Raw genomic sequence first — 15,949 nt, forward strand, 5'->3', positions numbered from 1 at the left:
CTAGTCCAAAGTAGAATACCCGATCAGTGTCCAGGCGTAGCGGTAGCTTGTTCTTGACCCCTTACTACCATGCGGAACTCAACGCGTCTATTCTGACTGCGGCCTTTCTCCGACTTGTTGGATGCAATGGGCTGGTTCTCACCATGCCCGATCGGCATTAATCGTTCGTTGGATATGTCATTTCCAACAAGGTAGTTGACCACTGAAGTGGCACGTTCTTGGGAAAGTTCAATATTGAATTGGTCCCCGCCAATGTTATCGGTATGCGCTTCAATTATCAATTGCAATTGTGGATGCTGACGCAGCAATCCTGAGATCTCGACCAGAACTTCCTCGGATCCTTCGCCGATTGCCGAGCTACCGTATTCGAACTGGATCGAATTGGTGATCAGTTTAGTATGTGCAAGTTGATCAAGTGAGGCCAATTGTAACTGCGACATATCAACCAGTTTTTCTTCTGTAAGCGCAAATACCTCGGCCTCCATGAATTCAAGTTCGCGTACCTTCTTGAAGATCTCATAAAGCTCTTCCATCGAGTCTGTTTCTCCAACGGAATAGGTATAAACAGCACGTTCTGGATCGAATCGTTCTACAACTCGGTACAGCTTACGGATCTCGATGAAGCGTGGGTCATCCAAGCTTATCCTGTTCTTGCTAGCAAAGAGTTCTACGGTAAAAGTTGCGTCATCCGCAACCATAGCGGTCATGTCCATTTGATCGAACGGAAGTTCCTGGAATTCAAAAATGTGCTGATTACCTGTGGCATCCTGATAGGTAGCTACAACGGCCATATCCTCGGAATCACGGAAACGGTCCAGAACAACGATCCGTTTTACATTGCACTTATTGGTGATCAAACCATCGGAACGTGGTTCCATGACAAGGTCCAATCGTACGTTATAAACACCTGCTTTCGCGAATTTATGCTGGACCCTATTACCCGTTATTGATGAACTATCTCCAAAGTCCCAATGGTATTCTGCGATCGCCGAACCTGGCACATTACTGAATACGGCATCGAGCGCTAAGGTTCTGCCCGTTCTGACCGTGTCCGGGGCGGTGACGAACGCTTGTGTTTGGCTCTCGATCACTAGTTCGTTCTGGCTCACCTCGTGGAAAATGGCTCCTGTGGCTTTGTCGATCAAAAGTATTCGAACCGTATATCTGCCTGGTTTATTATAACAATGCTCTGCAACATTTCCTGGAATACGGGTACCATCTCCCATGTCCCACACTTGTTCCAAGGGTAATTGTCCTGCAATTGCTCGTGGGTAGGTGCGTGCAGCATAGCAATAGTTATTCAGTTCCTGTTCAACGCAATCCCGGAATTTCGGTATGGTCTTTTTGGCTCGGTAGATCCGGTCCTTACCATCCCTGTTCGAGCTGAATAGTGCAAAGTACCTGAGTGGGTCGTTCGAGTAGGAGTAGTCGTTCGCTTCCGAGTTCACTGGTGCGGGAAGGAACGATGGGCTGGACCAACCTATAACACGCGGTGGCGCGGAAAGGATATCGAGTTGCCCAGTACCACCCGATCGGTCGCTGGAGAAATAGAGCATTCCAGCACGGTCAATTGAGGGGAAGACCTCGTTCATCTCCGTGTTGATCGTTGGGCCTAGGTTCACAGGCTCACTCCAAGAATTCCCGGATCGTTCGCAACGGTAAAGGTCCATTCCCCCATGGCCCCCCTCCATGTCGCTGGCAAATACCAGTTGTTGTCCATCCACGGAGAGCGCAGGATGCATTACCGAATACTTCGTAGAGTTGAATTCGAATTCGCTAGGTCCGATCCAATTCCCATCGACCAGATCGGAAAAGAACAAACCAAGTTGACCGTGCAGATTCCGAAGATTGGATAGTTTCTTGGGAAGGTTCAAGTTGCGCGTGAAACAGATCATATTGCCGCTGCCATTGAAAGCACTAGGCCCCTCATTTACGGGCGTTGATAGGTTCGCACTGAATATCACGGGTGTGCCAGCAGTCCCGTTCTTATATGGAACCCAGTATAGATCAGATAACGGTAAGTTCGTGTTGCTGTCAGTAAAACCTACGGCGCCACCGGCATTTTCCCGTATGGAACACATTACGAAACCGCTGTCCTGAAGAACTGGTGAGTAGTCCTCTTCTTGTGCACGCGTATCCACGCGGGAGATCTCAAAGATCTCCTGGGCGCGCAGCGGGAGCCACGCGGCGCAGAGTAGGGCGATATGGATCAAGCGGCGCATTAGAAGAATCGAGGATCACGGATACGGATGCGGTATCCGAATTCGTACTGAAGCATAATTTCGTGGGAGCCTGCATGAAACCGTGTAAGTGAGCTGGTACCCATATCATACGAGTAGCCGATACGCCACTGCTGAGTAGGCAGAACTTCGATCATGCCAACTATCGCATCACTTGTTCGATAGCTCAGCCCTGCCCAGACACGGTCCTTGTAGATCATGTTGGCGGTCAAGTCCGCTTGTATTCCGGATTCGGGCCTATAACGCACGAGTGTGGAAGGTTTGATCTTGACGGTTTTCGATACAATGAACACATGTCCGCCGGTCAACATTGGTTCGAGATCCGCCTTTGCGGAACTGACACGAAAACCGTTCTCCATTAATGCATACCTGTGGGTCATAAGGAATGGCGCTGAAAGACCTACGAACGATCGTTTGGTATAGTAGAATAGCCCTGCGCTGAAGTTCGGGCGCAACGCGCTTGTTGTCGGAGCGATGAAGGAAACGTCATTTTGTTGTTGTAGAGCCAATTGGTCCCAGTTGGAACGGACCATTGTAACCCCTGCCCCTATACCCAATGATAGTTTGGCTTTCCTGAATTTAAGGCGGTAGGCATAATTGGTGAAAATTCCTGATTCGCGGCTCACACCGATGCGGTCCGAATAGATCATAAGACCCAGACCAAGCTTGGTCTTTTTTATTGGTGCATGGATGCTTGCAAGTTCTGTGGTAGGTGCTCCATCGAATCCGACCCATTGTTGTCTATGGGTAATGTTCAAGGCCAGCGCCTCACGACTTCCAGCATACGCAGGGTTTATTACTAGACCATTGAACAAGTACTGGCTTGTCAGCGGTGTGTGCTGAGCGAAACCGATACTGGCCCCAATGGAGGATGTAAGAGCTAATATGATGTGGACGAATTTCAACGCTTTATTATTACGAACCCATTATACGCTTTGTCGTTGGAAAGGTTCAATACATAGAAATATGTGTCATTGGGCAATTCCATTCCATTTCTTGATCTGCCGTCCCATTCGTTGGCATAGTCATTGTTCTCGTAGACCTTCAGTCCCCAACGGTTGAAAACAGTGAACGAACTGTTCGGATAAGCTTCCATTCCGGTGACCACGAATAGGTCATTGTCACCATCGCCATTGGGCGAAATGGCTTGCGGAATGAACAGGTCGTCCACGTGGATCACCAAGGTATCCTGCATCGTTGCGCATATACCTATGCTAGCGGTCAGAATGAATACGTTATCGCCAACTCCAAGGTCTGTTATCGGTGAATTGTTGCTGTTAGGCGTATGGATGTAACCAGCTCCGGAAAGAACGCTCCACTCGAATGTTGCACCACTGGTCCCTTGTCCGTTCACCTCAGTGTGATCGAGCACTTCGAGGTTCTGGTCAGGTCCAGCATCGACCCAGATCGAAGTTCCTGGATCCATGAATGTAATGTTGATCGTATCGGTGTCTGAACAAGACCCATTATCCATAGACCAGATCAGCGCATACGTACCGGATTGACTTGTGATAATAACGGCATTCGGTGATGTAGCTGAGGAGGCCGAGATGTTACTTGGAACGATCCAATGACCGAATGATGAATTATTCGCATCCAATTGGTAGGAGTTGCCGCAGACGGCAGAGTCAGGGCCAGCATTGGCTTGTACGATGCCCAGCACAATGTATTCCAGCGTAGAACTTGCACTGCAACCTTGTTCTTCAACAGTATAGGTGAGTTCATGCGTCCCACTTGCCGTTGGGTTGAATTCGGCTCCATTCATCCCAGACCCGGACCATGTACCATTCGCATCGCCTGTAACATAGGATTGTAGGGTGATCGCAGCTGCCCCTTGGCAGACGGATAACGGCAGCGTCCAGCTAGCATTCAATTGACGGATGATCGTAATTGTTGCGGTATCTATGTCATTGCATATTCCGTCGGTCGTATGGAGCACCTGATACGTGCCAGGTGTGCTTCCCTGAATATTGATCTCACCTGTGGTCGGGTCAATGATCAGACCACTCTCAATGGATGAGAATGTGCCAGTGGATACTGTAGATGGCGTTGGTGGCATTTCACCAAAGCAATAGATGGACTGTGCGTAATTGAATTCTGCTGTAGCCTGCGTTGTGACGGTGAGTACCAAGGTCTCGGTAGCGCAATCGTTCACGCTGGTGTATGTACCACTTTGTGTGTAGGTGGTACCGTTGATGCTCCATGTGAACGAATCACAGGCCGATTCCGTTGTGGTATTGTTCGTGCTTGGCGTGATGGTCAAAACCAAGGTCTCAATCGTGCAACCGCTTACGTTGGTGTAGGTTCCACTCTGCGTGTAGATTGTTCCGTTCTCTGCCCAGATGTAGCTATCGCACTCACTTACCGTTGTGGTATTGTTCGTGCTTGGCGTGATGGTCAGTATCAAGACCTCGGTATCACACCCAACAGTATTGGAGTATGTTCCACTGGCGGTGTAGACCTGGCCGTTCTCTGCCCATGTGTAGCTATCGCACTCACTTACCGTTGTGGTGTTGCTGGTGCTTGGCGTGATGGTCAGTACCAAGGTCTCGGTAGCGCAATCGTTCACGCTGGTGTATATACCACTTTGTGTGTAGGTGGTACCGTTGATGCTCCATGTGAACGAATCACAGGCCGATTCCGTTGTGGTATTGTTCGTGCTTGGCGTGATGGTCAAAACCAAGGTCTCAATCGTGCAACCGCTTACGTTGGTGTAGGTTCCACTCTGCGTGTAGATTGTTCCGTTCTCTGCCCAGATGTAGCTATCGCACTCACTTACCGTTGTGGTATTGTTCGTGCTTGGCGTGATGGTCAGTATCAAGACCTCGGTATCACACCCAACAGTATTGGAGTATGTTCCACTGGCGGTGTAGACCTGGCCGTTCTCTGCCCATGTGTAGCTATCGCACTCACTTACCGTTGTGGTGTTGCTGGTGCTTGGCGTGATGGTCAGTACCAAGGTCTCGGTAGCGCAATCGTTCACGCTGGTGTATATACCACTTTGTGTGTAGGTGGTACCGTTGATGCTCCATGTGAACGAATCACAGGCCGATTCCGTTGTGGTATTGTTCGTGCTTGGCGTGATGGTCAAAACCAAGGTCTCAATCGTGCAACCGCTTACGTTGGTGTAGGTTCCACTCTGCGTGTAGATTGTTCCGTTCTCTGCCCAGATGTAGCTATCGCACTCACTTACCGTTGTGGTATTGTTCGTGCTTGGCGTGATGGTCAGTATCAAGACCTCGGTATCACACCCAACAGTATTGGAGTATGTTCCACTGGCGGTGTAGACCTGGCCGTTCTCTGCCCATGTGTAGCTATCGCACTCACTTACCGTTGTGGTGTTGCTGGTGCTTGGCGTGATGGTCAGTACCAAGGTCTCGGTAGCGCAATCGTTCACGCTGGTGTATGTACCACTTTGTGTGTAGGTGGTACCGTTGATGCTCCATGTGAACGAATCACAGGCCGATTCCGTTGTGGTATTGTTCGTGCTTGGCGTGATGGTCAAAACCAAGGTCTCAATCGTGCAACCGCTTACGTTGGTGTAGGTTCCACTCTGCGTGTAGATTGTTCCGTTCTCTGCCCAGATGTAGCTATCGCACTCACTTACCGTTGTGGTATTGTTCGTGCTTGGCGTGATGGTCAGTATCAAGACCTCGGTATCACACCCAACAGTATTGGAGTATGTTCCACTGGCGGTGTAGACCTGGCCGTTCTCTGCCCATGTGTAGCTATCGCACTCACTTACCGTTGTGGTGTTGCTGGTGCTTGGCGTGATGGTCAGTACCAAGGTCTCGGTAGCGCAATCGTTCACGCTGGTGTATATACCACTTTGTGTGTAGGTGGTACCGTTGATGCTCCATGTGAACGAATCACAGGCCGATTCCGTTGTGGTATTGTTCGTGCTTGGCGTGATGGTCAAAACCAAGGTCTCAATCGTGCAACCGCTTACGTTGGTGTAGGTTCCACTCTGCGTGTAGATTGTTCCGTTCTCAGGCCAGGTGTAGCTATCACACTCACTTACCGTTGTGGTGTTGCTGGTGCTTGGCGTGATGGTCAGTACCAAGGTCTCGGTAGCGCAACCTGTCACGCTTGTATAGGTTCCACTCGCAGTGTAGGTTGTTCCGTTCTCAGGCCATGTGTAGCTATCGCACTCAGACACATTGGTTGTGTTGTTCGTACTGGAACCAATGGTCAATACCAAGGTCTCCATAGCGCAACCTGTCACGCTTGTATAGGTTCCACTCTGCGTGTAGGTTGTTCCGTTCTCAGGCCAGGTGTAGCTATCACACTCACTTACCGTGGTTGTGTTGTTCGTGCTTGGTGTTATAGTCAACACCAAGGTCTCCGTAGCGCAACCGCTTACGCTGGTGTAGTTTCCACTCGCAGTGTAGGTTGTTCCGTTCTCAGGCCATATGTAGCTATCGCACTCAGACACATTGGTTGTGTTGTTCGTACTGGAACCAATGGTCAACACCAAGGTTTCCGTAGCGCAACCTGTCACGCTTGTATAGGTTCCACTCGCAGTGTAGGTTGTTCCGTTCTCAGGCCATATGTAGCTATCGCACTCAGACACATTGGTTGTGTTGTTCGTACTGGAACCAATGGTCAACACCAAGGTTTCCGTAGCGCAACCTGTCACGCTTGTATAGGTTCCACTCGCAGTGTAGGTTGTTCCGTTCTCAGGCCATATGTAGCTATCGCACTCAGACACATTGGTTGTGTTGTTCGTACTGGAACCAATGGTCAACACCAAGGTTTCCGTAGCGCAACCTGTCACGCTTGTATAGGTTCCACTCGCAGTGTAGGTTGTTCCGTTCTCAGGCCATATGTAGCTATCGCACTCAGACACATTGGTTGTGTTGTTCGTACTGGAACCAATGGTCAACACCAAGGTTTCCGTAGCGCAACCTGTCACGCTTGTATAGGTTCCACTCGCAGTGTAGGTTGTTCCGTTCTCAGGCCAGGTGTAGCTATCACACTCACTTACCGTGGTTGTGTTGTTCGTGCTTGGCGTGATGGTCAGTATCAAGACCTCGGTATCACACCCAACAGTATTGGAGTATGTTCCACTGGCGGTGTAGACCTGGCCGTTCTCTGCCCATGTGTAGCTATCGCACTCACTTACCGTTGTGGTGTTGCTGGTGCTTGGCGTGATGGTCAGTTCAAGGATCTCGGTATGGCATCCAACGGTGTTGGTATAGGTGCCACTGGTGGTGTATGCCAATCCATCCACGCTCCATGTGTAAGTATCGCACGCTGTGATTGTAGTGGTGTTGCCGGTACTTGGTACAATGGTCAGTTCAAGGATCTCGGTATGGCATCCAACGGTGTTGGTATAGGTGCCACTGGTGGTGTAAGCCTGTCCATCAATGCTCCAGGTGTAGGTATCGCATGCTGTGATCGTAGTGGTGTTGCTGGTGCTTGGTGTGATGGTCAGTACCAAGACCTCGGTATCACACCCAACAGTATTGGAGTATGTTCCACTGGCGGTGTAGACCTGGCCGTTCTCTGCCCATGTGTAGCTATCGCACTCACTTACCGTTGTGGTATTGTTCGTGCTTGGCGTAATGGCCAGTTCAAGGATCTCGGTATGGCATCCAACGGTGTTGGTATAGGTGCCACTGGTGGTGTAAGCCTGTCCATCAATGCTCCAGGTGTAAGTATCGCACGCTGTGATCGTAGTGGTGTTGCCGGTACTTGGTACAATGGTCAGTTCAAGGATCTCGGTATGGCATCCAACGGTGTTGGTATAGGTGCCACTGGTGGTGTAAGCCAATCCATCCACGCTCCATGTGTAAGTATCGCACGCTGTGATCGTAGTGGTGTTGCCGGTACTTGGTACAATGGTCAGTTCAAGGATCTCGGTATGGCATCCAACGGTGTTGGTATAGGTGCCACTGGTGGTGTAAGCCTGTCCATCAATGCTCCAGGTGTAAGTATCGCACGCTGTGATCGTAGTGGTGTTGCCGGTACTTGGTACAATGGTCAGTTCAAGGATCTCGGTATGGCATCCAACGGTATTGGAATAGGTGCCACTGGTGGTGTATGCCTGTCCATCGACGCTCCAGGTGTAGCTGTCGCACTCACTCACCGTTGTGGTGTTGCTGGTACTTGGTGTGATGGTCAGTTCAAGGATCTCGGTATGGCATCCAGCGGTATTGGAATAGGTGCCGGTGGTGGTGTATGCCAATCCATCCACGCTCCATGTGTAAGTATCGCACGCTGTGATTGTAGTGGTGTTGCCGGTACTTGGTACAATGGTCAGTTCAAGGATCTCGGTATGGCATCCAACGGTGTTGGTATAGGTGCCACTGGTGGTGTAAGCCAATCCATCCACGCTCCATGTGTAAGTATCGCACGCTGTGATCGTAGTGGTGCTGCTGGTGCTTGGAGTGATGGTCAGTTCAAGGACCTCGGTATCACACCCAACAGTATTGGAGTATGTTCCACTCGCGGTGTAGACCTGGCCGTTCTCTGCCCATGTGTAGCTATCGCACTCACTTACCGTTGTGGTATTGTTCGTGCTTGGCGTAATGGCCAGTTCAAGGATCTCGGTATGGCATCCAACGGTGTTGGTATAGGTGCCACTGGTGGTGTAAGCCTGTCCATCAATGCTCCAGGTGTAGGTATCGCATGCTGTGATCGTAGTGGTGTTGCTGGTGCTTGGTGTGATGGTCAGTTCAAGGACCTCGGTATCACACCCAACAGTATTGGAGTATGTTCCACTGGCGGTGTAGACCTGGCCGTTCTCTGCCCATGTGTAGCTATCGCACTCACTTACCGTTGTGGTATTGTTCGTGCTTGGCGTAATGGTCAGTTCAAGGACCTCGGTATGGCATCCAACGGTGTTGGTATAGGTGCCACTGGTGGTGTAAGCCTGTCCATCAATGCTCCAGGTGTAAGTATCGCACGCTGTGATCGTAGTGGTGTTGCCGGTACTTGGTACAATGGTCAGTTCAAGGATCTCGGTATGGCATCCAACGGTGTTGGTATAGGTGCCACTGGTGGTGTAAGCCTGTCCATCAATGCTCCAGGTGTAAGTATCGCACGCTGTGATCGTAGTGGTGTTGCCGGTACTTGGTACAATGGTCAGTTCAAGGATCTCGGTATGGCATCCAACGGTGTTGGTATAGGTGCCACTGGTGGTGTAAGCCTGTCCATCAATGCTCCAGGTGTAAGTATCGCACGCTGTGATAGTAGTGGTGCTGCTGGTGCTTGGAGTGATGGTCAGTTCAAGGACCTCGGTATGGCATCCAACGGTGTTTGAGTAGGTGCCGCTGGTGGTGTATGCCTGTCCATCGACGCTCCAGGTGTAGCTGTCGCACTCACTCACCGTTGTGGTGTTGCTGGTAGTTGGAATTTCCGTAACTTCAAAGTCCGCACTTCTTGCTTGACATTCATTTGCAGTAACAACAACATAGTATATCCCGGAGGCCCATACAGTAAAAGTCTGTGAGGTTTCTCCAAATTGGTTCCAAGAATTACCGAGCACACTGCTACTTGTCAGCATTGTTGATGAGCCAGTGCAGAACGTATTCGGTCCACTGATCGTTGGCGTATTTGGAAGAGGTCTCTCTGTGATCACCTTATCAGCGCTTGTTGTCGAGCATCCATTCGTGGTAACGGTTACGGAATAGGTTCCTGCTGCATTCACCGTTATGCTCTGTGTGGTTTCGTTTCCAGGACTCCATACGTTGCCTGTAACGCTGCTACTGGTCAGGGTTATGCTGGATCCTGCACAAAAAAAGGTTGGTCCGGTAATGGTCGGCGTCACTGGGTTCGCTATTTCGGTGACGGATACCATTGCACTTTGATCTCCGCACGGTGCTGTTCCGGATACGGTGTATAGGTAATCTCCCGGTATCATGGTTGCCGGATCATATCGGCCGTTTATTACTACGCTTGGTCCGGACCAACTACCTCCGGCCTGAGGGCTACCACCTAAGTGATCGAATAGTGATACATCCGATGAGCTAGCACAGATGGAGAGCGTGCCATTGGTTCCTGGGTCAGGGCTAGAGATCACCTCGATGATGAATGATTCCTGCACCGCACAACCTCCCGAAATGAATTCATAGCGCAGTGGATGTAGTCCAGGGGTAGCATTGCTCGGATCAAATAGACCTGTAGTGGGATCAATGGTACCTGCTTGGGTCGCGTCGGAAAAGACTCCGCCGATCGGACTAGCAGTAATAGGGGATATGGCGAAAGCATTCGTACAGATGGTTGCGACGTCATAGACCAGATCCACTGTCGCCGGGATCACGTTGACCTGAAAATCACAAGTTGCAGTTAGTACACCAATGGTAGCGGTTGCGGTAACAGTGGTTGATGCAATGTTGAATACACTACCCGGAGCATGGCTGTATGCAATACTTACACTTCCTCCACAATTATCAATTGCTGTTGCATTGAACGTGGCAATAGCCGTGCAATCTCCAGGGGGGGCAATGACATTCACTGTGCTCGGACAAGTGATCACGGGTGCAATGCTGTCACGGATCCAGACTAAAATGTCATGATCGATCTGGTTGCCATGGAGGTCGTTGATCTCCATGGTCATTTGGATCACTGTGTCCTGTGTGAAAATGGTACCCGCCAATGGCAACATGTTATTCGTCCATGTGCTGCAATCGCTGACAGTAACAGAGTCACGCAGATCGGGGAACGCAAGCTGACAGTTGGCATCAAGGAAATATTCGATATTGTCGTATAGCGAAGAAGATATGGTAGGTGGGTCAACGTCAAGCACCGTTATCGAATGTGTGCATGAGTTGACATTGCCATTAATATCTACCGCAGACCAGCCAATAGTATAGGGTGAACCGGGCATGACCAACGTATCACCTGCGATCGGTCCTGAGGTCTGCCAAATGGAATCGATGGAACAGTTACCCGTGGCGATAGCCATTGCAACCGGCATGAGTACATTACAGTATGTGGCATCCATTATGAGTTCCACATCAATAGAACAGCTAATGGATGGAATTTCAAGATCCGTTACCGTGATAAGGAACGATTCCGATGTTGTGTTAGATCCATCGTCCGCGGTATATGTGACGACCGTGCTGCCGATAGGGAATACATCTCCACTAACATGGTCAGCGACAAGTGCAGCGCTACAGTTGTCATTGGCCGTGGGTTCTACCCATGTTACCGTTGCGCCGCAACCATTGGGGTCGGTAGTCACATCGATGTTATTCGGCATGTCAATGATAGCGGGATCCTGGTTGTCAGAAACCTCGACAGTGAAGGAACATTCTACCGTTGGGTTGATCCCATCCGATGCTGTGTACGTGACCATTGTTGTTCCGACAGGGAAGAAAGACCCGCTCGACACCGCTGGTGGAACGCTCAGGACGAGCGTGCAATTGTCGGATGCCTCAGGAGGTGTGTAATTCACGATCGCACCGCATGATCCAATGTCGGATGTTGCCGTTATGGTTCCTGGGCAATAGGTGAATGTCGGTGAACTTGTGTCCTCTACGTGCACATTGATACTACACGTGGCCGTATGCCCTGCAGCGTCAGTCGCAATGAATTGCACAGGCGTATCGCCTATTGGAAAAACACTTCCGCTCACGGGACCGGTTTGCGATAGCGTAACTGTGCAATTGTCAGAAAAGGTCGGAGAGTCGAATGTGACCAGTGCGCCGCACGTGTTGGCATCAGCACTTACGTTCATGTCAGTAGGGCAGTCCGTAAGCGTGGGTGCTTGGTTGTCTACAACAGTTACGGTGAATGTGCAAATGCTGAAATTTCCAGAGCTGTCCGTAGCGCGGAAACGCACGAGTGTTGTACCTACTGGGAACAGAGATCCAGAAGCCAGCCCCGCAGTACGTACTCTTACAATTGGTCCAGCACAGTTGTCCGTAGCAGCCGGGAAACCGTAGTTGTGCACTGCTCCGCATTGATCCGCGTCTGAGTTCAATACAACACTGTTTGGGCAATTCGTGAATGTTGGTTTTATCGTGTCGATCACCTGAACTGTGAACGAACAGGTCGTGCTGTTCGCATCGCTGTCAGTAACACGCCATAGTTGAACTGTTGTACCTAATGGGAACCCGGAACCACTCGTATATCCGCTACCGTCGATCTGCACTGGTTGACCGGCTGGCAGGGATTGGTCGTCGCTGACCAAGGGAGTGGCATACGTGAACATCAGTGAACAAGAAGCGGCTGTACTGTATAGGACCTCGTTCGAAGGACATGTGATGGTCGGTGCGTCGTTGCTGATCACGGTCACAGTGAACGTACACACTGAAGAATTACCGTTGACGTCGGTTGCCAAGTAGTCTATTGTATGATCACCGACTGTGAAGAATGATCCTGGTGCTTGACCTGTTGTTTGGACCAAGGATACGACACCGCAATTATCAGCTACGTTCGGAGCGATCCAGTTGACCGTAGTCCCGGTACTAGCGAGCGGCGCTTGAATTGAGATATTGCTCGGACATCCGCTGATCAAAGGTGCTTGTAGGTCTTGAACGGTCACATTGAATGTGCAACTCATCGTTCGGCTCGAGCTGTCTGTTGCCACATAGGTTACCTGAGTAGTTCCAACCGGGAAGAAGTCTCCGCTCGCAGGGCCTTGGGTACGGTCCACTCTGAACAAACAATTATCTGAGAATACAGGCACGGAATAGGAAACATTCGCCCCGCAACTACCTAGGTCCGTAGGCGTGCTGAAACTGGTCAGACAATTGGTAACGGTAGGGTTCTGGTTGTCGACAACGGTGATCGTAAAAGAACAGGTGCTCGCATTTCCGGACTGATCAGTGAACGTGAATGTCCGCGTTGTAACCCCAACTCGGTACACGTTACCTAATCCAGGACCTGAACCAGCAGTGCCATCCACATTAGTGATGACACTCGTACTGAGGACCGCTCCGCAATTATCCGTAGCTGTAGGAGTTGCAAAGTTATAAGTAGCACTACACTGACCTGGAGCAGCATTCAGCGTGACATTCGTTGGGCAGCCGCTCATCACAGGAGCTGTATTATCCACAGCCGTGATGGTTACATTGCAAGACGTAGTGTTCCCTGCTGCATCGCTTGCCTTGACGATGACCACGTGGGTCCCTTTACTTACGACCGTGCCCACTGCAGGCGATTGCGACCAGACCAAAGAAGTTGAGCAATTATCCGTGCCGACGGCATTCGGAATGAGGTCTGGGATGGATGCCTGACAAGTGGTGCCAACTACAATGGTCTGGGCCGGTGGGCAGGTTGTGATCACTGGGGGCACATTGTCATTGACCAGAACAGTGTATGTCGTACTTATCGCGGTTCCGCAATTCGTCACTCCTACGCGGACCCGATATTGTCTGGTCATTGTGAGGTTTGCGAAGGAAAGTGTATTCGTTGTGTTCGTTATGGTCGTGCTGGTCACAAATCCGTCCGTACTACTGATCCATGCAAGAACGTCCCCAGAGTATCCGGACAGGGTGAGCGTTCCTGAGTTATTGCCGGGGCAATGTGGGCCCACGACTGATGAGCTGATCGTACCTCCGACGGGTGCGGCTTGGACGTTGATCGAATTAGTTGTGGCCGTTGCACACGGAGCTGTTCCGACCGTGTAGGTAATGTCCATTGGCCCGGACAGCCCCGTAGGGTTGAAGGTGTTTCCGGTAACCCCGGTCCCGGACCACGTGCCACTGAGGTCATTGCCGAATTCGTAGTACACTCCATCCACATAGAAAGTGCTGCTGCCTGAAGCCCTAGTGAGCCGCAAATAGCGAGCGGCGTTAGTGAGCTGGATAGTACTGTACACATCCGATGTGGATGAGGTGGTGAACGAGCTTTGGGCGTTGGTCGGAGGGTCGATGGTTCCGGCAAGTACCGTTGCTGTTGCAGCACCACCGGCGGACTTCCAAAGCATCCTAATGATCCCCCCAGCTGGTACGGTGACACCAAGATCCATAGTGACATAACTACCCACCGAATTGAACGTCGCATAACTACCGGTGACCATACCCTGGGCACCTGCAGGGCTAGAAACTGAACTATAACTGGTATATCCGATCGCCCCACCACTCTGGTAAGGTGTGAGCAGTGAATTGAGGTTCAAAGATGCCGAATTGGAACACATCGTTGCTGGGGCGGTCCATACCGTTTGGTCGTATGCTGCTGGCGCAGAGAATGAACTTTTTAGCACGAATCCATTCGGATCGTCAGGAGCTCCTGATAGCGAGGCCGCACCGACTGATAGGTTTTGTTGATAGTATCCTCCTAGGGCTATATCACCTTGCTGATCTGCTGTGATACAAACGCCTGCTGCATCCCTGGAACTGACCAGGCCAGCGATCCCAATGCACGCACTCGTAGGGCGGAAACTTGCAACGTATGGCTGTAGCTTACTTGACGTGGAAGTAACAGTTTGGTTCCCGATGGTAAGGTCGTTCTTGTACGTTCCCGACACATGAATAATTCCGTTCTGACCGATCGCGATATCTCTGCCGCCGATGGTATGTGTGTCAGCTGTTGTTGTACCGGTGGTTACCCATTCGAACTGACCATTCGCACGGGAGAGGCGGCCGAGGAAGAAAAGATCATGCGTGCCTGTGTTCACATTACCTACTCCTGGGAAACTGGTGGGCGCGTGTGTGCTCGATGTGAGATAGACCGCACCACAACCGGTAGCAAGGCTTGCTGGGCCTGCATATGAATCTTCACTTTCATTAACAGCAACGATCCAGCTATGCGATCCTGTTGCCGTGAATGCACTCACCCTTAGATCCCAATTGTCCAACGCAGAAGAACTTACGAGGGTATTGCCGCTGGGGCCGTACCATTTATGATCGGTATTCTTGGTTCTGAATGCCACATAAACCTGGTCTTCGTCAGTAGCAACACTGTGGGCTGATTCATCATCATTGGATCCTCCGGAGACCAACCATTGTCCACTGCCGTTTAAACTGTATTTTACGAGAACGAGGTTGTATTTGCCAGTTGGTAGGCTATTGGATACTGATCCGTACGGAGTAGTGATGCGTCCTTTGATCGTACCCAGTACATAGACAGCATCATTGGACACAGCGATACTAGATGGGGTGTCGTCGTTTGGGCCTCCAACTTGAGAACACCAGCGCAGAGTACCATCTGATGCATAGGATGCAATGAACCAGTTGAGATCTCCGTTTCCGATCAGGACGCCGGATCCGGTCGCCGATAGTCCGTGGAGATCGATCGAATTCTTATACCAACCGGTGACGTAGCTGTTTCCGTTAGCGTCCACAGCTATACCCGTGGCTTGGCTCGTTCCATTGCCGCTTGGAGTGAAGCTCCATGCTAGGGAGCCGCTCGTAGTGTATTTGATCAAGAATGCATCCTGCCCACCAGATACGGTACCTGCCGTACCTGTGATCGCCCCAGAGCTCTTGGTATATCCAGCAGCGTATATCGCACCCGAGGCATTGTCGTTAGCCACACCGGTCACTACATCTTCATTGTTGCCATTGATGCCTTGTGCCCACGCCCATGTATAGGACTGAGCAACAAGTACATGACCCGAAAGGACCAAGAACAGGACAAGGATCGCACCGCGACCGATCGCATGAATTTGTCTTGAATTGATGGGCATTCGTTGACTTTTTAGCTCAAATGGGCGAAATGCGCCCAATGTGAACTATCGCTTTTAACGGACGAACGGCCAAATGGTTTCGACGAAATGATACATTCCCCCTTTCGCGTGCGTTACTTTATCGGGT

General features: G+C 50.7%; 3 protein-coding genes. All 3 read right to left on the reverse strand.

Annotation, left to right across the window (positions count from 1 at the left end; translation table 11 throughout):
* Positions 1-23: 23 nt before the first annotated feature.
* Genes IPF95_11835 through IPF95_11845 form a run of 3 tightly spaced genes read right to left on the reverse strand, consistent with a single transcriptional unit; the run spans position 24 to position 15,822 of the window.
* Complete coding sequence (locus tag IPF95_11835) at positions 24-2,222, reverse strand: OmpA family protein (GenBank protein MBK6475377.1); 2,199 nt, start codon at positions 2,220-2,222, stop codon at positions 24-26.
* On the reverse strand, positions 2,222-3,145 hold the full coding sequence (locus IPF95_11840) for a type IX secretion system membrane protein PorP/SprF (protein ID MBK6475378.1): 924 nt from the start codon (positions 3,143-3,145) through the stop codon (positions 2,222-2,224). Before IPF95_11840 ends, IPF95_11835 begins: the two co-directional genes overlap by 1 nt.
* Entirely contained in the window at positions 3,142-15,822 is a 12,681-nt protein-coding gene (locus IPF95_11845; GenBank protein ID MBK6475379.1) for an HYR domain-containing protein, read from the reverse strand. Before IPF95_11845 ends, IPF95_11840 begins: the two co-directional genes overlap by 4 nt.
* Between the last annotated feature and the right edge of the window lie 127 nt (positions 15,823-15,949).

It is taken from the genome of Flavobacteriales bacterium, from assembly GCA_016704485.1.
Classification (GTDB): Bacteria; Bacteroidota; Bacteroidia; order Flavobacteriales_F; family PHOS-HE28; genus PHOS-HE28.

Excerpts from the sequence above, each read along its gene's own strand:
- IPF95_11835 (MBK6475377.1), bottom strand. The coding sequence starts at position 2,222 with ATGCGCCGCTTGATCCATATCGCCCTACTCTGCGCCGCGTGGCTCCCG.
- IPF95_11845 (MBK6475379.1), bottom strand. The coding sequence starts at position 15,822 with ATGCCCATCAATTCAAGACAAATTCATGCGATCGGTCGCGGTGCGATC.